This is a genomic window from Microbacterium galbinum, from assembly GCF_023101185.1.
In the GTDB taxonomy this organism is placed as follows: domain Bacteria; phylum Actinomycetota; class Actinomycetes; order Actinomycetales; family Microbacteriaceae; genus Microbacterium; species Microbacterium galbinum.
This window is the reverse complement of record NZ_CP078077.1, coordinates 1,828,663-1,848,534: the sequence shown is the minus strand read 5'-3', so window position 1 is coordinate 1,848,534 and position 19,872 is coordinate 1,828,663. Positions and strand designations below refer to the sequence as shown.

10 protein-coding genes are annotated in these 19,872 nt (G+C 69.4%); 1 reads left to right on the top strand and 9 read right to left on the bottom strand.

The annotated features are described in order from the left end of the window. Positions 1-55 precede the first annotated feature (55 nt). The 5 genes from KV396_RS09060 to KV396_RS09040 form a co-directional block, all read right to left on the bottom strand. On the bottom strand, positions 56-6,004 hold the full coding sequence (locus KV396_RS09060; protein ID WP_247955501.1) for an Ig-like domain-containing protein: 5,949 nt from the start codon (positions 6,002-6,004) through the stop codon (positions 56-58). Further along, positions 6,004-7,137, bottom strand: coding sequence for a serine/threonine-protein kinase (locus tag KV396_RS09055; RefSeq protein WP_247955500.1), 1,134 nt, complete (start codon positions 7,135-7,137; stop codon positions 6,004-6,006). Before KV396_RS09055 ends, KV396_RS09060 begins: the two co-directional genes overlap by 1 nt. A 109-nt stretch (positions 7,138-7,246) precedes the next feature. Beyond that, complete coding sequence (locus KV396_RS09050; protein ID WP_247955499.1) at positions 7,247-7,816, bottom strand: DNA-3-methyladenine glycosylase I; 570 nt, start codon at positions 7,814-7,816, stop codon at positions 7,247-7,249. A 134-nt stretch (positions 7,817-7,950) separates the two neighbouring features. Beyond that, the gene (locus tag KV396_RS09045) at positions 7,951-8,997 is read right to left on the bottom strand and encodes an NAD(P)-dependent alcohol dehydrogenase (RefSeq protein WP_247633000.1); all 1,047 of its coding nucleotides are present in this window, start codon (positions 8,995-8,997) and stop codon (positions 7,951-7,953) included. Positions 8,998-9,049: 52 nt separating this feature from the next. Next, the gene (locus KV396_RS09040) at positions 9,050-9,379 is read right to left on the bottom strand and encodes a hypothetical protein (protein WP_247623553.1); all 330 of its coding nucleotides are present in this window, start codon (positions 9,377-9,379) and stop codon (positions 9,050-9,052) included. Between the two features lie 76 nt (positions 9,380-9,455). On the opposite strand from KV396_RS09040, the gene KV396_RS09035 reads away from it, so the two are divergent. After that, the gene (locus KV396_RS09035) at positions 9,456-10,475 is read left to right on the top strand and encodes a hypothetical protein (protein WP_247955498.1); all 1,020 of its coding nucleotides are present in this window, start codon (positions 9,456-9,458) and stop codon (positions 10,473-10,475) included. 82 nt (positions 10,476-10,557) lie between these two features. Here KV396_RS09035 and KV396_RS09030 read toward each other — a convergent pair whose 3' ends face one another. The 4 genes from KV396_RS09030 to KV396_RS09015 all read right to left on the bottom strand — a co-directional run bounded on the left by KV396_RS09030 (position 10,558) and on the right by KV396_RS09015 (position 19,621). Further along, complete coding sequence (locus tag KV396_RS09030) at positions 10,558-12,618, bottom strand: acyl-CoA dehydrogenase family protein (RefSeq protein ID WP_247955497.1); 2,061 nt, start codon at positions 12,616-12,618, stop codon at positions 10,558-10,560. A 34-nt stretch (positions 12,619-12,652) separates the two neighbouring features. Continuing rightward, on the bottom strand, positions 12,653-13,723 hold the full coding sequence (locus KV396_RS09025; RefSeq protein WP_247955496.1) for an HTTM domain-containing protein: 1,071 nt from the start codon (positions 13,721-13,723) through the stop codon (positions 12,653-12,655). Continuing rightward, positions 13,720-14,532 (bottom strand): DUF5819 family protein, encoded by an 813-nt coding sequence (locus tag KV396_RS09020; protein WP_247633005.1) that lies wholly within the window; start codon positions 14,530-14,532, stop codon positions 13,720-13,722. Before KV396_RS09020 ends, KV396_RS09025 begins: the two co-directional genes overlap by 4 nt. A gap of 82 nt (positions 14,533-14,614) precedes the next feature. Continuing rightward, complete coding sequence (locus KV396_RS09015; RefSeq protein WP_247955495.1) at positions 14,615-19,621, bottom strand: choice-of-anchor G family protein; 5,007 nt, start codon at positions 19,619-19,621, stop codon at positions 14,615-14,617. Between the last annotated feature and the right edge of the window lie 251 nt (positions 19,622-19,872).

The following is a 19,872-nucleotide window of genomic DNA, read 5'->3' as shown; positions in this document are numbered from 1 at the left end:
AGCGGAGGAAGCAGGCATAGGAGCAACAGTATTCTTCTCGATGGTCTCGGACGGGTCAGGGGGTCGGGGTGCAGGCAGCGGGGATCTCTTGCGTGATCGGGGCGAGGTCCGAGTACGCACCGAACCAAGAAAGCGTGACGGTGGCAGGGCCGTCCGGCACGGCCGGGTCGACGGGCACGGGGTCGCTGAGGTTGTAGGAGCCGCGCGCGGCGCTGGAGACGTTGACGACGTCGCCGGTGTTCTCGGGCACGCACTCACCGAACCACACATCGACGATCGTCGGCGCGGTGGCAGCGGACAGGCCCACCGCGCCCGAACAGATCGCGCCGAGATTCACGTGGCAGGAACGTGCAGACGGATTCGACGGCGCGGCGTCGGCACTCAACGAGAAACTGCTCTGCCACGAACCGTAGAGGTTGTACTGCGGGGCGAAATTGTCCTGAACGGTGATCGACGGCGCCGACTGCAGACCGTAGGAATAGGAGCGCTGACCGGTCTGCGTCGGCGTCGTGGACACGGTGTAGGACGTGTTTCCCCCGGGGCCGTCGACGAACGTGAACGTCACGACCGTCGCGGTCGACGACTCGGCGGCGCCGAATCCGTTCGAGGCGCAGGCCTTGACGAAGTAGGTCGAGTACTGTGCAAGCCCCGTGAGTTGCGGAGACGTCGACTGCACCTCTCCGCCGGACACTCGCAACCGCCCGTCGGGGCGCATCTCGCAGGTCGGCGCGTTCCCCCCTCGCCAGGCAACATAGGCGACCTCGACGGCCTGCGCGCTGCCGTTCGGCTGCGCGCCGACGTTGGTGACACTGACCGATGTGTTCGAGGTCGCCGACGCTTGCGTATTGGACGGATCGAAGAACACAGTTCCCGCCACCGTCACCTGCGTGCTGAACGCGCCTCCCTCGTTGCCCGCGTCGCCGGTGGGCGGCTGGAACTGGCTGACCGGCACGACGGTGAGCGTCCGAGGACCTGGTTCGAGCGCGACGTCGACCGTCGTGGTGCCACCCGCACGTTCGATGACCTGACCTGTCTCCACGACGCGGAAGGCGCGCGCGTCATCGGGCGCATCAATTGAGAGCGAGACGACGCCGCGGCCCCGGTCGGTGACCCCCTGGCGATACACCGGCGCCGCCGTCGCGTTCGACACCGTCGGCGCCGCGTACGCCCAGCTCGTGTGCGCAGAGGTCGGGGCGGATGCGCCGACGGAGTTGACCGCGGATGCCGTGAACGCGTGCGGTTCGCCGTTGACCAGGCCGTTCACCGTGCAGCGGTACAGGCCGCCACCGGCCGGCCCGCACGAGGCGTTCGCGGCCGCGCCGTCCTGCTGGATCGTCACGCCGGTCACCGAGGGGTGCGCGCGTCCGGCCTCACCGAGCGGCACCTCGAGCACGACGGTCGAGCGCGTGTACCCGACGGTCGTGACACTCGCCGGCGCCTGCGGGTAGCCCTGCAGATCGAGGGTGAGGGTGCCCGTGCCGGTGCGGCCCTGAGCATCCGCCACCACGAACGGCACCACGCACTGCCCGCCGGGAGCCTGCCCGCCGCCGGGCCAGCTCGCGGTGATCGCGCGCTCGCCGGACGCGGCGAGCGTCGCGACGTCGCACCGGGCGCCGGAGCCGAGCGACACCAGCTTCAAGCCGGAGCCCTGCTTGCCCGCGAACGGGTCGTACTCGCCGGCGATGTCGACGACGTCGATCGAGCAACTGGGGCTGGTCACGACGCACTGCTTCGTGAAGGTCGCCCCGCGCGGAGCATCCGGCGGCGCCGCCCCGACGACCAGGCGCACGGATGCCGCGGCCTCGCCGTACTGCGAGACGGTCACCTCGACGGCCTCGGCGGTGCCGGGCCGCGCGTCGGCGTGCGCCTCGACGGTGAGCGTCGGGCCGTTCTGCGTGACCGTGAACGAGGCGCCGCTGTAGACGGTGCGGAAGTCGAGCGAACGGGCGTCGCCCTCGCGGCCGCCCTCCCAGCTCGCCATGTTCGCGTAGAGGTCGAAGTCCGCGCTCGCGCCCGGCGCGACGGTGTGGGCGATCGACGAGAGCAGCAGTTGCGGCTCGGCAGGACGGATGCTGATGGGCACGTCGATGTACGACCAGCGCTCCTGGCCCTGGAGCCGCACCGGCACGAGGCACGTGTCGGACCACGGCGATTCGCGGCCGGCGCGATAGGTCGCCTCTCCCCCGCCTGCGGGGAGGCAGACCGCGGCGGCGCGCTGCGTGGTGAACTCGCCCGTTCCGATCTCGACCGCGTCGTTCGCCGCGAGGTCGAGGTAGTCGGCCACGGTGAACGTCGCCTCGGCGTCTTCGTCGACCACGACCGGGGTCGCGCCCGGCGTGATCTGCACCTGCATGTCGTTGAACGCGGGGATGTGCAGGAACCCGTAGGCGACGACGTCGCGTCCGCCCGCGGCAGTGCCCGTGAGCTGGAACGGCACGAGGGTGCCCTCGGCCGGGGCCGCGCCGACGATGCGGTCGCCCTGCACCGAGAAGCCGGGCTGGTCACCCCAGAGGCTGAGCTTCAGCGAGCTCGCGTCGCCCGACGGCCAGCTGACCCGGTCGGTGACGACGTCGATGCCGCGGTCGGCGAGATCGTCGCGGTCGCGCGCGGTGAGCACCGTGTCGGCGACGGTGGGCTGGTCGGTCACGGCGCCATCGGTCACCGAGACGACGATGAGGCCCTGCGCGGTGCTCTGCGTGCGGCTCGACGTCACCGTGTAGAAGTAGGAGTTCGTGCCCGCCACGTCGCCCGCGCGCAGCACGACGCGTCCGTCTTCGAGCGACGTGTCGGGGTCGATCAGCGACTTCAGCCGCTCGTAGAGCGGGTTGCCGGCGACCGGCGGAGCGTTGGGCACCAGTTCGGTGATCTCGAGGTCCCCCTGCGCCGGGTCGAGATCGTTCGCCCGGGGGTCGAGCACGATCGGGGTCGACGACCCGGCCTCGACCCGCACGTAGTCGCTGAAGGTCACCGGGGCCGCATCGTCGATGTCGGCGTCGAGCACGCCGATCCGCACGAGTCCGGTGCCCGTCTCGCCCTGCGGATCGCGCACGGTGTAGCGGAAGGTCGCCTGGCCGCCGTCGACGCCTGCGGCCGGAGCGCGGTAGACGATCGCGTCGCCGCGCGCCGAGATCGTGGCGGTGCCGGCGCCCTTGCCGGGCTGATCGATGCCGGCGAGCACGACGCGGTCGCCGTCGCTGTCCATCCCGGTGGCGGGCACCGACAGCGAGACGGTCTGCCCGCTCAGCACCCGACCCGTGAGCGTGGTGGGCGTGGGAGCACGGTTGGTGCCCGGCGGCACGACGGTCACCGTCACGGCGCCGTCGTCGGAGAGGGACGGGTTGCGCTCGAGCGACACCGAGTACGTGAGCCGGTAGGTGCCGGGCGTCGACGGGGCGAGATAGCGGAGCGCGTTGCCGTCGGCGAAGACGAGTTCTCCCGCCTCACCCGAACCGGTCACCTCCGGCTGCACGACGAGGGGTTCGCCCCGCGGTGCGACGTCGTTGGCGGTCACGTTGATGCGGGTGAGCGACCCCGCCCGCACGGTGATCGCGTCGGGGAAGACGATCGGGCGGGTGACGGTCGACGGCGGCGTGAGGAAGACGGTGACCGTTCCCTCGACGGCCGCACCCGAGCCGTCGGCGACGGTGACGCGTGCCCGGCCGATCACGCCCGGCTCGCCGTCGTCGGTCGTGCCGTTGACGCGGATGCTCTCGTTGTTGACGACGCGCACGCTCAACTGCGGCGACGAGCTCACGGCTCCCGAGAGCATGAGCACGCGGCCCGTCGTGTTCTGCACGGCGCTGAGCACGTCGACCGTGGTGTCCTCGCCCTCGCGCACGAAAGCGGTGAGCGGAGCCATCGCGAGGGGAGCCGCCCCGTCGACCGCCGTGATGCGGATCACGGCCGACTGCTCGGCCTGCGTCGTGGCATCCTGCGCGGTGTACGTCACGACGTACTGACCGGGCTCGGCGACCGTGAGCTCGACGTCGCCGGAGGCGAGGTTCGGCGCGACCTCGAGGCCCGCCGCCGTCGCCGCCGTCTGCACGGCGTCGACCAGGCGGTATGACCCGGAGCCCCCGGAGAGGTGATCGGAGATGCGAATCGACTGGGGCTCCCCCACCCGCGCGGTCAGGGCGACCGGGGAGGCGAGGAGCGCGGGGCTGCCGGTGACCTGCACGTCGAGGTTCTTCTCGGCGCGCGCACCGTGCACGTCTTCGACCACGACGGTCACGGGGATGACGGCATCCGAGGCGTTCGGGTCGGTGTGGCGGATCGCGACCCGACCGTCGGCCATGGGAACGACCATCACGGGGGCGGCGGAGTCGGTCTCGTAGGCGTCGACGAGCACGAAGGGATCGCCCTCGGGGTCGACCCACCCCGACAGCGCCGAGACGACCGTGCTGCCGCCCGGGAGCAACTGCGGTGTCGGCCACTCCTGCTGGCACGCGTCGACACCGCACCAGACCGGGGCGGAGTTCACCTCGGGATCGACGACGGTGAGCGTGACGGTGGCGGGCGGCGACACCGCGGCCCCGTCGGTCACGGCGTACGTGAAGGAGGCCTGTCCGCTCGTCGCGGTCACGTCGACGACGAGCGACTGTCCGTCGGACACGAGCGACAGCCGACCGAAGCCGTCGTCGCCGAGCCCCGCCGACACCGACTCAGGGTCGATCGTCAGGACGTCCTTCTTGTTCGGATCGTGGTCGTTGAGCAGCACGGGCAGGATGACCTGCTCGCCGGCCCGCACGCCGAACGAGTCGTCGACGGCGACGGGCGGCATCTGCTCCGCCACGTCCTCGACGATGATTGTGCCCTCCTGCTGCTCGGTGTCGTCGTCGATCGCCCACTGCTCGAGTGGGATGAGCACGCCGTCCGGTGCCGTCCAGAGCAGACCGGTGCCGATCTCGCTGAGCACCACGCGGTCGCCGTTGCCCTGGAAGACCGGTTCGATGGTCGCGGACTCGAGCGCGTCCTCGGGGACGGACAGCGACGTGGTCTCGCCGCCGGCCCACAGGGTGCCGGACCCGGTGTCGAGCCAGGCGGCGTAGGTCGTCGTGCCGACGACGACGGGGCGCGCGGGGACGCCGGATGCTTCGGCGATCCGCTCCGAGTCGCCCGAGGCGAGCGCCACCGAGACGAGACCGTCGGAGTCCGCGACGACGACGTCGTCGCCGGATGCCGCGCCCGCCTGCAGTCGTGCGCCCTCGGCGACGTCGATCGTGATCGGGGCGTCGGCGCCCGACGCCCAGAGTCGCCCTTCCGCGGACTGGAGCATCGCCCAGCGATCGCCGACCACGGTGAGCTCGAGACCGTCACCGCCCTCGGGGGCGTCGGACACCTCGGCACCGTCACCGAGGAAGCGGTGCTCATCGATGTCGAACCGGCGCACCGCGCCCTCTTCGGCCGAGTAGAGCGCGAGCACGCCCTCGGGCGAGAGGCCGATCGCATCGGCCGTGTACGACGGCGGGTCCTCGCCCTCCTCGACCTCGACCGCGGCGAAGGGGTCGACCAGAGCCGTGCCCGCCCCCGCCTCGAGAGTGGTGACCGAGACCTGTCCGGTGTCGGTGCGATAGGCCACGTACGGCCCGGCCGACACGATCTCTCGGGTTCCGGCCGGGGTCGGCTCGGAGGCGAGAGGAATGCCCTCCTCGCCGGCATCCGCGATCAGGTCTCCGGGGCTCGCGGGATCGAGGTCCCAGCGCTGGCGGTTGCCCTGCGCGTAGAGCACGGCCGAGGAACCGCTCTGCCACACGGCTTCGGGATCGTCGACGTTGCGCACCGTGTCGATCTCGGCGAGGTCGGTGTTGACCCGTGCGTACTGGCCGCTGTCGCGCATGACCCAGACGGCCGATTCCAGACGGGGCACCTCCTGCGACTGGTAGCCCTGCGCCGTGACGGCGAGGGTGACGACCACGGCGAGAGCCGCGACGCCCGAGATCGCGGCGATGACCCGCCCGCGGGAGCGGGGCTTCGTCGCGGTGCGGTCGCGGTCGCCGATCGCCATCACAGGACCCCGGTGAGGAAGAGGATGCCGACGCCGACGCCCGCGATCACGACGGCGCCCACGAGCGCGCCGATCACTCCGGCGACGAACGGAGAACGCGACGGGGCCCGGGTCGCGACCGGTAGGTCGTCGCGGTCACGGGCAGCGCCCTGCTGCTTCGCGGCGCGTGCGGCGCGACGGGAGTCGGGAGCGACGGTGGTGACGACGGGGCCGCGGGGCGCGGCATCCGAGAAACTGACCGGCGAGGCCGCGGCCCACTCGGCGGATGCCGCTTCGAAGGCGGTGGGCGCGATGCCGAGCTCGTACTGCGCATGACGCAGACGGTCGGCGAACGCGGCCATGCTCGGGAACCGGCGCGCCGGATCCTTTTCCATCGCCGTGGCGAGGATCTCGTCGATGACCTTCGGCATGCCCGCGAGCGGCAGCGGTGTGTACTTGGCCTTCACGATGCGCTGCGTGAGCAGCTCACGCGTGTTCGACGCACGGTCGTCGCGCTCGAAGGGGCTGCGGCTGGAAAGGAGGGTGTACAGCGTCGCCCCGAGGCTCCAGACCTCGCTGGGCACCGAGCCCGACACCTTCTCCTGCAGCACCTCGGGGGCGCTCCACGGGATCGACATCGCGATGGTCTCGGAGTCCCCCTCGTCGAGCACCGCGGCCGCGATGCCGAAGTCGGCGAGCACAGGGGCACCGAGCGAGTTGATGAGCACGTTCGAGGGCTTGATGTCGCGATGCAGCAGTCCCGCCCGGTGCACGGTCTCGAGCGCGCCGGCGATGCGCACGCCGATGTCGAGCACCTCGGCGAGCGGCAGCGGTGCCTTCTTGTAGCGGGCGCTCATCGTGTCGGGGCAGTACTCCATCGCGAAGTACGGGCGCCCGTCCGACGAGATCGACGCCTGATAGATCGTGACGATCGACGGATGCGCGCTGAGGCGGGCGGAGATGTCGGCCTCGACGTTGAACGCGCGCAGCACGTCGGAGTTCACGGCATCCGCCAGCAGCACCTTCACCGCGGCGACGCGGCGGGGCATGTCCTGCTCGTAGAGGAAGACGTCGGCGAACCCACCGGAGCCCAGCGGGCGCACGTAGCTGTAGCCCGACAGCACCGGAGGCGTGGAGGCAATCCGCTTCGCCACTCGCCCTCCCCCGGGAATTGTCATCGACGGGGGTCGCATCGAAAGCGCCGCGGCACGAGCGCACCGCGGGTTCCCCCGCGCACGAGTATAACCGCGACCGGCGACGCGCTCAGGCGCGCCAGCATCCCTCGATGTGATCGTCGACCATTCCCGCCGACTGCATCAGCGCGTACATGGTCGTCGCACCGACGAAGCGGAACCCCCGCTTGCGCAGTTCCTTGCTCATCGCGGTCGACTCCGCGGTCACCGCCGGCACATCGGCGAACGACGCCGGGCGGGTGTCGGATGCCGGCGGCGCGAACGACCACATCAGCTCATCGAGCTCGCCCTCGGCCATGCCGCGCACGAGCTGCGCATTGCCGATCGTCGCCAGGATCTTCGCTCGGTTGCGGATGATGCCGGCGTCGCCCATCAGGCGCTCGACGTCGTCGTCGCCGAACTCCGCGACGACCGCCGGGTCGAACCCTGCGAACACCTCGCGGAATCGCGGGCGCTTGCGCAGGATCGTGATCCACGACAGACCGGCCTGGAAGCCCTCGAGCGCCATCTTCTCGAAGAGGGCCCGATTGCCGTGCAACGGGGTGCCCCACTCCTCGTCGTGATAGCGGCGGTACTCGGCGTCGTCACCCACCCAGCCGCAGCGCGCGCGTTCGTCGGGACCGGTGATCAACGAGCTCATGCCCCCACGCTAGCGGCGGCCACCGACACGGCCCCTCGCGGTGGGGCGCTTCGACAGGCTCAGCGACCCAGTGAGGGCTCAGCGACCCAAAGCACTGGGTCCCTGAGCTTGTCGAAGGGCCCACCCCGCGCACCTCAGTCGGCGAAGGTGGAGGCGTCGATCACGAAGCGGTAGCGCACGTCCGACGCGAGCACGCGCTCGTAGGCGGCGTTGATGTCGGATGCCGGGATCACCTCGATCTCGGCGGCGATGCCCTTCTCGGCGCAGAAGTCGAGCATCTCCTGCGTCTCGCGGATGCCGCCGATGTTGGAGCCGGAGATCGACTTGCGTCCGCCGATGAGCGATCCGACGAACAGGGGAAGCGCATCGGACGGCATCCCCACGCACACCATAGCCCCGTCGACGTCGAGCATTCCCAGGTACGACCGCAGATCGATCGGCGCGCTGACCGTATTGAGGATCATGTCGAACGAGCCGCGCAGCGAGCGGAAGGTGTCGTCGTCGCTCGTCGCGTAGTAGTGGTCGGCGCCCAGGCGCAGACCGTCGTCCTTCTTGCTCAGCGTCTGGGAGAGAACGGTGACCTCCGCCCCGAGCGCGTGAGCGATCTGCACACCCATGTGACCGAGCCCGCCGAGACCCACGACCGCCACCCGCGAATCCGGCCCGACCTCCGCGTGCCGCAGGGGCGAGTAGGTCGTGATGCCCGCGCACAGCAGGGGCGCGGCGACATCGAGCGCGAGCGCATCCGGGATCCTCACGACGAAGCCCTCCGTCACGACGACCTTCTCGGAGTAGCCGCCCTGCGTGATCGTGCCGTCGCGGTCGACGCTGCCGTAGGTGAAGACGGCGCCGTTGCGGCAGAACTGCTCCTCGCCGCGCCGGCACTGGTCGCACTCCCCGCAGGAGTTGACCATGCAGCCGACACCGACGCGGTCGCCGACCGCGTGCTTCGTGACCTCGGCACCGATGGCCGCGACCGTGCCGGTGATCTCGTGTCCCGGCGCGAGAGGGTACTCGCGGGCACCCCAGTCGCCCCGCACCGTGTGGATGTCGGAATGGCAGATGCCGGCGAAGGCGACATCGATCAGAACATCGTGGGGGCCGAGCTCTCGCCGCTCGATCGTCGTCTTCTCGAGGGGAGCGGCTTCGGAGGGGGCGGCATAGGCGTTCACGCGGGTCATGCACACGACGTTACCCGCGCCGCCTGTCCCCTCTTCTCAGAGTCGCGTCTTCTCAGAGTCGCGGACCGCGGATCGCCGTCATCAGCAGACGCACGCCGAAGCCGGTCACGGCCACGCCGACGATCGCGCAGAAGACCATGGGCGGCCAGGCCCAGATCTCGGTGTTGCGCCAGGGGATCGTGTCGGTCAGCACCCACTCGACTCGGATGCCGACGGCCACCACGGCGACGAGGAAGACCGCGCCGAACAGGATCACCACGGTGCAGGCGAGCACTCGCCCGGCCCGGGACGGCGCCGGGAGCGGAGCGTCGTCGTCGGGCGTGCCGTCATCGAGTGACGAATAGTCGACCTCGCGACGGAAGTATCGCCAGAGAAAGCTCATGCCGACGATTATCCCGTCTTCCGCGCAACGGCCCCGAGTCGATACGGTGAGCACGAGACTCTGGAGGGGAAGTCCCATGCACCGATCGTCCGCGCTCGCGCGTGTCCTGACCGTCATCGTCGCCGTGGTTCTCGCGCCCGTCGGCGCCGGACTCCTCGCCGGAGGGGGCCGGGTCTGGATGTCCTCGGTCTTCCAGTACGCCCGTGAGCTCGACCTCGCGGAGCTGGCCGGACCGACCGCACTGCAGGTCTTCGGCATCCTGCTGCTCGTCGCCGTGGTGGTCACGGGGATCTGGAGCTCGGCGGGGCTCATCGCGGTCGGCGTGCTCTCCCTCGCACCGATCGTCTTCGCGATGTTCCCGGCCGCGCTGATCACCTCGCAGCGCGCGGTCCGCCTCCCCCTCGAGTGGACCGACGGCATCATCTACGGCGTGCCGCTCGTGCTCTTCCCCGCGCTCGGAACGATGGGGGTGGTCCTGGCCCTCGCGCGTCGACGCCCCGAGCCCAAGGGTGCGGGCCTCGGCATCGTCGGCGGCATCCTCGCCCCCGTCCTGCTCGCTTTCGGCGCGGGACTCCTCGCCTGGGGGATCGGAACCGGGATGCTGTACGCCTACCAGCGCTTCGAGATGGCCGTGCAACCCGTCGCCGTGGCCGCGGTGCTCGGTGGGGTGATCCTCGTGGTGATCGGGATCGCGGTGACGCGCTGGTCGCCGTTCGCGCTCCTGCTGCCCGCGCTCGCGCTTCTCGTGGTCAACGCGCTCGTGCTTCTCCCCGACGTGTTCTTCCCTGCGCTCTTCCAGTTGCCGCGGGAGATCAGCAGCACGCTCCCGGCCCTTCTGCTCTTCGGCACCGGCACGGCAGCGGCTTTCTTGTACCTCTCTTATACGTTCGTGCTGCAACGGGTGCGCTCGCGGGCGCAGCAGACCCCGGCAGCCCCGGTCGCGGCTTCGTCGTCCGAGCAGCTCCCGAGTCAGCATCCGATCTACCCGCCGTCGCCCGCACAGTACTTCCCGGGAACGGGGATGGGTCCTGCGGCGCACTCCCCGGCGATTCCGACCTACCCGCCCGCCCCGGGCACCGGTCCGACCCGTTCATAACTCCGGAGAATCGACGAAAAGGGCCCGATCACGCCGATCGGGCCCTTTTCCATGCAGTTCCTCCGGAGTTGTGAACCCCGGCTCAGTGCTTCTTCGCGGCGCGCAGCGCCTTCTCCTGGATCGGAGCCTCGCCCGAGGCCGCGAGGTCGGCGTAGTACGCGCGGGCCTCGTCCTGCCGGGCCTTCTCCGCACCCGAGGCGATCGGCGCACGCACGTGCTCGGGCTCGTAGCCGAACGCGTTCACGAGGTCGAGCGCGTGCGGCCGCAGGCGGGCGCAGAGCCGGTCGATGTAGCTCGACACCGCCGCGGCGCGCTGCGTCGACAGACGCCCGTTGATCAGGTGCCAGGCGAGGTGCTTCTCGATGAGCTGCAGGCCGAAGAGGTCGCGCAGCCACGTGAGCACGGCCTTCGTCTGCTCGTCGTCGACGGTGTGCACGGCATCCGTGAACGCCTCCCACTGCAGCAGCTCACCGTGAGCGCGGGCCGCTTCGATGAGCTCGGCCTGGTTCTCGTTGAACAGGCGGGCGCCGAGCGCCCTGTCCTTCGCACCGGGACGCAGTCGGTTCGCGATGTCGGCCACCATCTGCTGCACGCGCTCGGTGAGCAGCTGGTGCTGCTGCTCCTCGCGCAGTCCGTTCTCGACCGACCGCGAGACCTGTCCGAGGTCGGCGACCGACTGACCGAACTGGCGCAGTCCCGCACCGTGGAAGAGCTTGCCGGCGGTCATCCCCACCGCGTACTTGGCGAGGGCAGCGGCATCCTTGCCCTTGAACTGGCTCGCGTAGTCGGTGAGCAGGCGCTTGCCGACGAGCTGCAGCAGCACGTTGTTGTCGCCCTCGAAGGTGACGTAGATATCGAGGTCGGCGCGCAGTCCGACGAGACGGTTCTCGAACATGAAGCCCGCACCGCCGCACGCCTCGCGCGCCTCCTGCAGCGTGTCGAGCGCATGCCAGGTCGACAGCGGCTTGAGCGCCGCGGCGAGGGTCTCGAGGTCTTCGCGGTCGTCGGGGGTGTCGGTGCGCCCCGAGAAGACGCCGTCGAACTTCCGCAGGAACTCGTCGTGCGCGAAGATCTGCGCGTAGGTCGTGGCCAGGCGCGGGAGCAGGCGGCGCTGGTGCTTGCCGTAGTCGAGCAGCACGACCTCCTGCCCGTCGACGCCGTCGAACTGGCGGCGCTGGGTCGCATACGTGATCGCGATGTGCAGGCCGAGGGCGGACGCCCAGGATGCCGCACCGTCGAGCGAGACGCGCCCCTGCACGAGGGTGCCGAGCATCGTGAAGAAGCGGCGACCGGGGCTGTCGATGGCGCTGGTGTAGGTGCCGTCGGCGGCGACGTCGCCGTACTTGTTGAGCAGGTTGGTGCGCGGGATGCGCACCTGATCGAAGCTCAGGCGCCCGTTGTCGATGCCGTTGAGTCCGCCCTTGAGTCCGTCGTCCTCACGGCCGATGCCGGGGAGATCGACGCCATCGTCTCCGCGCAGCGGCACGTAGAAGCAGTGCACGCCGTGGTTCACACCGTTCGTGATGAGCTGCGCGAACACGGTCGCGGCGATGCCGTGCAGACCCGCGTTGCCGAGGTACTCCTTCGTCGCCCCGCGAAACGGGGTGTGGATGACGAACTCCTCGGTCGCGGGGTCGTAGGTCGCGGTGGTGCCGACCGCGGCGACGTCCGATCCGTGGCCGATCTCGGTCATCGCGAACGCGCCGGGAATCGAGAGGTCCATGATGCCGGGCAGCCACTTCTCGTGGTGCTCCTTCGTGCCGAGCTGCAGCACGGCCGATCCGAAGAGGCCCCACTGCACACCCGACTTGATCTGCAGGCTCGGATCGGCGACGACGAGCTCTTCGAAGCTCGCGATGTTGGCGCCGTTGTTCTCCTCGCCGCCGAGCGACTTCGGGAACGCCCGGTGCACGGCCTTCTTCTCGACGAGCAGGTGCAGCTGGCTGAGCACGCGCTCGCGGTGCTCGTCCTTGCCGAGGTCGTCCTGCCGCCAGAAGGCGGAGTCCTTGATCATCTCGCGGGCCTCGCGGCGGGTGTCGCCCCAGGTCCCCAGCAGGAGATCGTTGACGCGGGCGACATCGATGGCGGGGCTGGTGGCCTCGACGATCGGGGTCTTCGTGGTGCGGACGGCGGCGTCGACCATGAGCATTCCTCTCGGAGAAGAAGGTGGAGTGCTCTTATCGTAGAACTCCGACAACTTCGGGCGAAGTCACCTGTGCATCCTCTCCAAGTCCCTGTCGGGATGTGCCCGCGTCGGGTTGTCGGTTGCTCACAGTCCGGCGTCGCTTCCACCTCCGCACGACCCAGAGCTGCACCTTGCGCCAGGTCACGTCACGCACGAAGATCATGTCGCTGAAGATCATCACGAGCGAGAAGAACGGCAGCGACATCAGGACGCCGATGCCCGCGTGCATGCCGGTGATCGCGATCAGTCCGAAGATGCGCGTCCACCGGTTGAGGAGCGTCAGCGGGAAGAGCAGTTGCATGTAGACGCTCAGCCAGGAGGCGATGAAGATCGCCGGAGTCACGTGCCAGGCGATCTCGTTGAGCCAGGGGAACAGAATGAACTGCTCGAGACGCAACGGGTAGTAGGCGGCGATGCCCTCGGTCCACATCGACCCCTGCAGCTTCCACAGCGCGCTGGTGATGTAGACGATGCACAGCTGCGCGCCGATGAGGATGACGGCGACGTTGTTCGACAGCACCGGCACCCAGCGCGGCAGCACACGGCCGCGGAACGAGAGCGGATGCTCGTCACGGGTCACCCGTCGACGGCGCGCATCGAGCGACCAGCGCCGCGACGTGTCGGCGAGCAGGAGGAAGAGGAGCATCACCCGGAACGTCTGGTAGTGGCCGGTGTTGAGCACGAGCGGGTTCGTCGACGCGTAGCCGAGCCACAGCAAGACGAAGAGCGGAGCGATGATCCGCATCCGCCAGCCCAGCAGGTACGCCACGGCGACCGCGAGCAGCAGGGCGAGCTTGAGATAGGTGAACCAGTCCGGATCGCTGCGCGAGAACAGGATCGAGATCGGCCAGATGTAGGTGTTCACCCCGCTCGGTCGATACAGCGATTCTCCCCAGCGCGATCCTTCACCGAAGGTATAGGAGTAGTCCGGCAGATAGAGCAGGATGCTGACGATCGTGAGTCCCGCGAAACCGATGCGCATCACGGCGAGGCCGTAGGTCGCGTGCCGGCGATCGAGCAGCCAGTGGAGCAAGGAATCCCAGAGTCGGGTGACCGCGTTCATCCGGCATCCTCCTCGTCGCCGGTCAGCGAGCCGGTCACGCCGGCCGCTTCGGCCCAGTGCAGGAACGTGCGCGCGAACGCGTCTTCGCTCTGCTGCGACCAGTCGAGCACGGGGCGCCAGCCCAGCTGCGTATAAGAGGAGTCGGGGCGGACGGCATCCGGGTCGTTGCGGTCGTCCCACCGGATCACCGGACTGTAGACCGACCGGGTCTGCACGGCGAGGATCTCGCCGTCGTCGCCCCAGAGTGCGCGCGCCGCCTGCGTCGCGTACGACGTCGTGTAGTTCGTGGCGCGGATGAAGGAACGCACATCACCCGCGTTCGCATCGTCGGCCGCGAGCAGAGCCTCGTTCAGTTCGGCCAGGTCAGGGCTCGTGTGGAAGTTCTCCTCGACGACCGCCTTCTGCGCCTCGGTGAGCTTGCCGAACGAGGTCATGAGCTGCTCGGCTCCGATCACCGTGAGCTGCTTGCGCAGCACGCGGCGGTACGGTTCGGCGAGTTCGATGGCCGTGACGTCGACCCACTTCGTCTCGACCCGCTCGCCGTCCGGCGTCTCGACCCACGCCCGCACCCAGAGGTTGCGGTCGGCGCTGGCCGGGTCGGGGGCGAAGATCCGGTAGTCCTGCACGAAGTAGGGCCGGATCCAGGCATCCGCCGCCCGACCGGGCAGCGCCTCGTATTTGACCTCCGTCGACGGGACGTTGAACACGGCGGTGAGAGCGATGTGCACCGCCGCCAGGAGGAGCGCTGCCGCGCTGGCGACTTTCGCCGCCTTCGGAATCGGCTGCGCTCTCGTCGACGTGTGGGTCATCTGCGTCCTCTGCTCGGCGTGCTGCGGAGACGTACGGCGGCACCCGAGCCGGGGGATCCCGGGTGCCGCCGATCGTGATCGGTCACGTCTTCGACGTCACCGACATCCGCCTCCTCCGCGCGCCGGCCGCGAGGGCCGCACCGGCCAACAGGAATGCCAGGCCCCAGACCAGCGACGGTCCGGATTCCGCACCCGTGGTCGCCAGACCCGACGGGGTCACTCGGAACTGGATGGAGACCGATCCGGACTCCGCTCCGGTGAGCGTCACGGTGTGGATGCCGAGATCCTGCGTTGCCGGGATCGTCCAGGTGAATGTCACCTGGCCGGCCGCGTTCGCGACCTGCGTGCCGAGGTTGAGCGGCGCGGACTGCATGACGCCCGTCACCACCTCACCCGGCCGGAACCCGGTTCCCGTCGCGGACTGGGACTCGCCCTGTGCGCGCTGCGGGTAGAGGATCGTGATCCCGAGCTCGGAACCCGGATCGGTTCCGGTGTCCGTACCCGTGTCGGTTCCGGTGTCGGTACCCGTGTCGGTGTCCGTACCCGTGTCCGTGTCGGTGCCGGGGTCAGCGCCCGGATCCGTGTCGGTGTCGGTTCCCGGATCCGTGTCCGTAGCGGTGTCCGTGTCCGTACCGGTGTCGGTATCGGTACTTGTGTCCGTGTCCGTACCCGTGTCGGTGTCCGTACCCGTGTCCGTGTCCGTACCGGTGTCGGTGTCCGTACCCGTGTCGGTGTCCGTGTCCGTACCCGTGTCGGTGTCCGTACCCGTGTCAGTGTCCGTACCCGGGTCCGTGTCCGTACCGGTGTCGGTGTCCGTACCCGTGTCGGTGTCCGTGTCCGTACCCGTGTCGGTGTCCGTACCCGTGTCCGTGTCCGTACCGGTGTCAGTGTCCGTACCCGTGTCGGTGTCCGTGTCCGTACCCGTGTCGGTGTCCGTACCCGTGTCGGTGTCCGTACCCGGATCGGTATCCGTGTCGGTTCCCGGATCGGTGTCCGTACCGGTGTCCGTGTCGGTACCCGTGTCGGTATCCGTACCCGTGTCGGTATCCGTACCCGTGTCGGTGTCCGTACCCGTGTCCGTGTCCGTACCCGTGTCCGTGTCCGTACCCGGATCGGTATCCGTGTCGGTTCCCGGATCGGTGTCCGTACCGGTGTCGGTATCCGTACCCGTGTCGGTGTCCGTACCCGTGTCCGTGTCGGTTCCCGGATCGGTGTCCGTACCGGTGTCGGTATCCGTACCCGTGTCGGTGTCCGTACCCGTGTCCGTGCCCGTATCCGTGTCCGTGTCGGTACCCGTGTCCGTGTCCGTACCCGTATCCGTATCCGTACCCGTGTCGGTGTCCGTACCCGGATCGGTATCCGTGTCGGTGCCCGGGTCCGTCACCGGATCGGTGTCGGTTCCGGTGGCCTCGACCACAAGGTCGGCCTCCACGGTGTTGCCGTTCACGTCCTCGCCGACCACTGTGTAGTCACCCGGCTCGGCCGTTCCCGGAACCGTCAGCTGCGTCCCCGCGGGCACCACGCCGTTCTCGTCGGTCTCGGCGGTGACGGGAGCACCCACCGGGTCGCCCGCAGCGTCCTCAATCTGGAACGTGACGTCGGTCAGCGGCGGCCAGCCGTCAGAGGTGACCGTGGTCGCAGCTCCCGGCGCGACCGGGCTGGTCACGTCGAGCGTCGGCGCGAACGCCTCCACCGTCACGTCTCCCTCACCGGTGTTGCCGTTCTCGTCGGTCCCGACGACCGTGAAGGTGCCGGGGTCGGCATCGGCCGGAACCGTGATCGTCGTTCCGGGCGGAACGTCGCCGTTCTCGTCGGTCGTGACGATGACGGGCTCGCCCACGGGGTCGCCGTTCTCGTCTTCCAGCTGGAACGTGACCTCCGTCAGCGGCGGCCACCCACCCGACGTGATCGTCGTGGGCTGCCCCGGCTTCACCGGACCCGAGAGCTCGACGGTCGGGGCCCAGGCCTCCACCGTCACATCACCCTCACCCGTGTTGCCATCCGCATCCGTGCCGACCACCGTGAAAGTGCCCGGATCCGCGTCGGCCGGGACCGTCAGCGTCGTCCCCGCGGGGATGTTGCCATCGGCATCCGCCTCGACCGTGATGGGGTCACCGACCGGGTTGCCGTCGGCATCCTCCAGCTGGAACGTGATGCTCGCCAACGGCGGCCACCCACCCGACGTGATCGTCGTGGGCTGCCCCGGCTTCACCGGCCCCGAGAGCTCGACGGTCGGGGTCCAGGCCTCCACCGCCACATCCCCCTCACCCGTGTTGCCATCGGCATCCGTGCCGACCACCGTCAGTGTGCCGGGATCGGTGCCGACCGGAACGGTCAGGACCGTGTCGGCCGGGATGTTGCCATCGGCATCCGCCTCGACCGTGATCGGGTCACCGACCGGGTTGCCGTCGGCATCCTCCAGCTGGAACGTGATGCTCGCCAGCGGCGGCCACCCACCCGACGTGATCGTCGTGGGCTGCCCCGGCTTCACCGGACCCGAGAGCTCGACCGTCGGCGTCCACGGCTCCACCGTGACCGTCGCTTCCGCGGTGATCCCTTCGACGCCGGTACCGACGACCGTGTAGTCGCCCGGCTCCGTGCCGACGGGAACCGTGAGTACGGTCCCTGCGGGCACGTTGCCCTCGGCATCCGTCGTGACCGTCACCGGAGCACCGACGGGCTCACCCTCGGCGTCTTCCAACTGGAACGTCACCGACGTCGCCGGCGGCCATCCGACCGACGCGATCGTCGTCGCCTGACCCGGCTTCACCGGACCCGACGCCTCGACGGACGGGGTCCACGGAGCCACCACGAGCGGCCCCTCAGCCGTATCGCCCTCGCCCTCACCGACGACGACGTAGTCGCCCGGGTCGGTCGAGATCGGGACCGTGAGGGTCGTGCCGGCCGGGATGTTGCCGTCGATGTCGGTCGTCACCGTGACCGGGTCGCCGACGGGATCGCCGGCCTCGGTCTCGATCTGGAAGGTGACGTCGACCGCGGCGGGCCACCCGCCCGAGGCGATCGTGGTCGTCTGGCCCGGCTTCACCGGACCGGATGCCGTCAGCTGCGGCGTGCCCGGAACGGCGAGCACCGTGACGGTGCCCTCGGCCGTGTTTCCGAACTCGTCCTCACCGGCGACCGTGTAGTCGCCGATCGCGGAGCCGGCCGGAACCGTCAGCGTCGTGCCCGCGGGGATGTTGCCGTCCTCGTCGGTCGTCACCGTCACCGGGGTGCCGACAGCGGCGCCGGTGGGGTCTTCGAGTTCGAAGGTGACCTCGGCCTCGGCGGGCCAGCCGCCCGAGGTGAGCGTCGTGGACTCTCCGACCGTGATCGGACCGGTCGCCGAGACCGTCGGCGTGTAGGCCTCGACCACCAGCGGCGCTTCGACCGTCTGATCACCGGCGGATGCCGTGATCGTGTAGTCGCCGGCTGCCGCCGTGGGCGGAACCGTCAGCGTCGTTCCGGCGGGGAAGTCTCCGTCGCCGTTCGTCGTCACACTGATCGGATCACCGACCGCCGTTCCCTCCGCATCGGCGAGCTGGACGCTCACGGCGGTGTTCGCCGGCCAACCGCTGGAGGTCAGCGTGGTGGGCTGTCCCGGTTTCACCGGACTCGTCGCCTCGAGCAGAGGAGCGAGCGCGTTCGGCCCTGCTTCGGCTCGAGCGAGCACGAGCGTGCCCACCCCGCCTCCGCCGGCGATCGCGCCGACCGTGAGGACGAACGCCTCCTGGCTGTAGATCGGGCCGTTGTCGGGCTGCACGTTACCGCGGAGCGAGACGACGCCGTTGAGCAGGCTGACCGCCGGGGCGATCGCGGTGACGATCCCCGTGACCGCCGTTGTCACGGTGGGCACGACGGTGTTGACGACACCACCCGGTCCGAGCAGCACGGTGTTGATCGGCCCTGCGAGAGCCGCGACGAGCGTGCCGAGGGGGATCGGGACGTTCGCTCCCGCCACCTTGACCGTGATCGTGGCCGCCGGAGCGGGCGATCCCGGAGCGCCGGTGATGCTGCCGAGGGTCTGGTTCGTCACCGCGATCACGACGCCGGTTCCGAGGTCGATCGGCGTCGTGGAGCAGGTGGCGCCGGTGCCCACGACGCAGACGGTGCCGGAGATGTTCAGGACCGCGGCGTTGAGCGTGGTGGTGAGCGTCGTGCGCACGAGCTCGGGAACCGTGCCGAGCACGTTCCCGACGCGGGTGATCAGGTTGTTGAGCACTTCCGCCGAGAGCACTTCCTCATCGACCTCGAGGCTGTTGAGTCCCCGGCCAGTCGTATCCTTCAGCAACTCATCGAGATCAGCCGAGACGACTCCTGTGCGCAGGTTGACCGTCACCACGTCATCGCCGATGGGCGTGTCGAGGAGGGTGTTCAGCGCCTGATTCACCTGGGTGGTGATGGTGATGTTCAGGTTCGGGTTGCCGAGGATCGGTGTCAGCGCGGCGTTGAGACCTGCAATCGCACCGGCCAGGAGGCCGTCCGGTCCGGTGAGCGTGCCCACGGCCGTGTCGACGGTCGAGGCGACACCGCCGGTACCGACGAGCGTGTTCGTGAGGCCGGCCACCGCGGGAAGCTGGAGCGTCACCGTTCCTCCGGCGACGTTGTAGTCGCGGGAGACGGTCCCGTCGCCCGCAAGAGAAACCTCGGAGCTGATCGCCCCGAGCGAGACGTCGAGATCGCCGACGACGCTGGTCACCGTCGAGCCGAGCAGACCCTGCAGGTTGAGCGAGGCATTCGCCGGGTAGGCCCCGGTGCCGGTCGTATCGACCACGCCGTTGTCGGCGACCGCGCCGGCTACGGCACGGCTCGAACCGTCGGGATTCGATACGGAGTACTGATTCACCGCCCCGAGGGACAGGAAGTTCGAGAGCGCGGGAACGCTGAGTCCGCTCGGGATGCCGATGCTCAGCGCGTTCAACGCGGTGAGGTTCAGCGCCCCGGTCGAGACGTTCGGTTGCCCGGTCGACCCGTCGTTCGTCGTCTCGACCCCTTGCAGGGCTACGACGTCATCGAGCGGTAGTCCGCCGAGCAGAAGACTGCCCGTGAGGAACCGCGAACTGGAGGCAGACTCGTCCCCTGGAGCTGCCACCGCCGCTGTCGGGGCGATGACGCTCCCGACCACCACTGCACTGATTGCTGCTACTGCGAGGATTCTGCTTTTGGGCAGAGTCCTCCTTCGTGTACTGCTCATTTGCCCTCCCGTGATGTCGAACGAAGTTCGTCGTCACTAGGCCCCCCCAGGAACCGGCTTCTTTACCGGTCAGGCGCAAGTAAGAGTGTTTCTACGGGAGATTTCGATGGTTGTCTAGGCGTTCAGTGAATTCCATTTCAAGAATATTC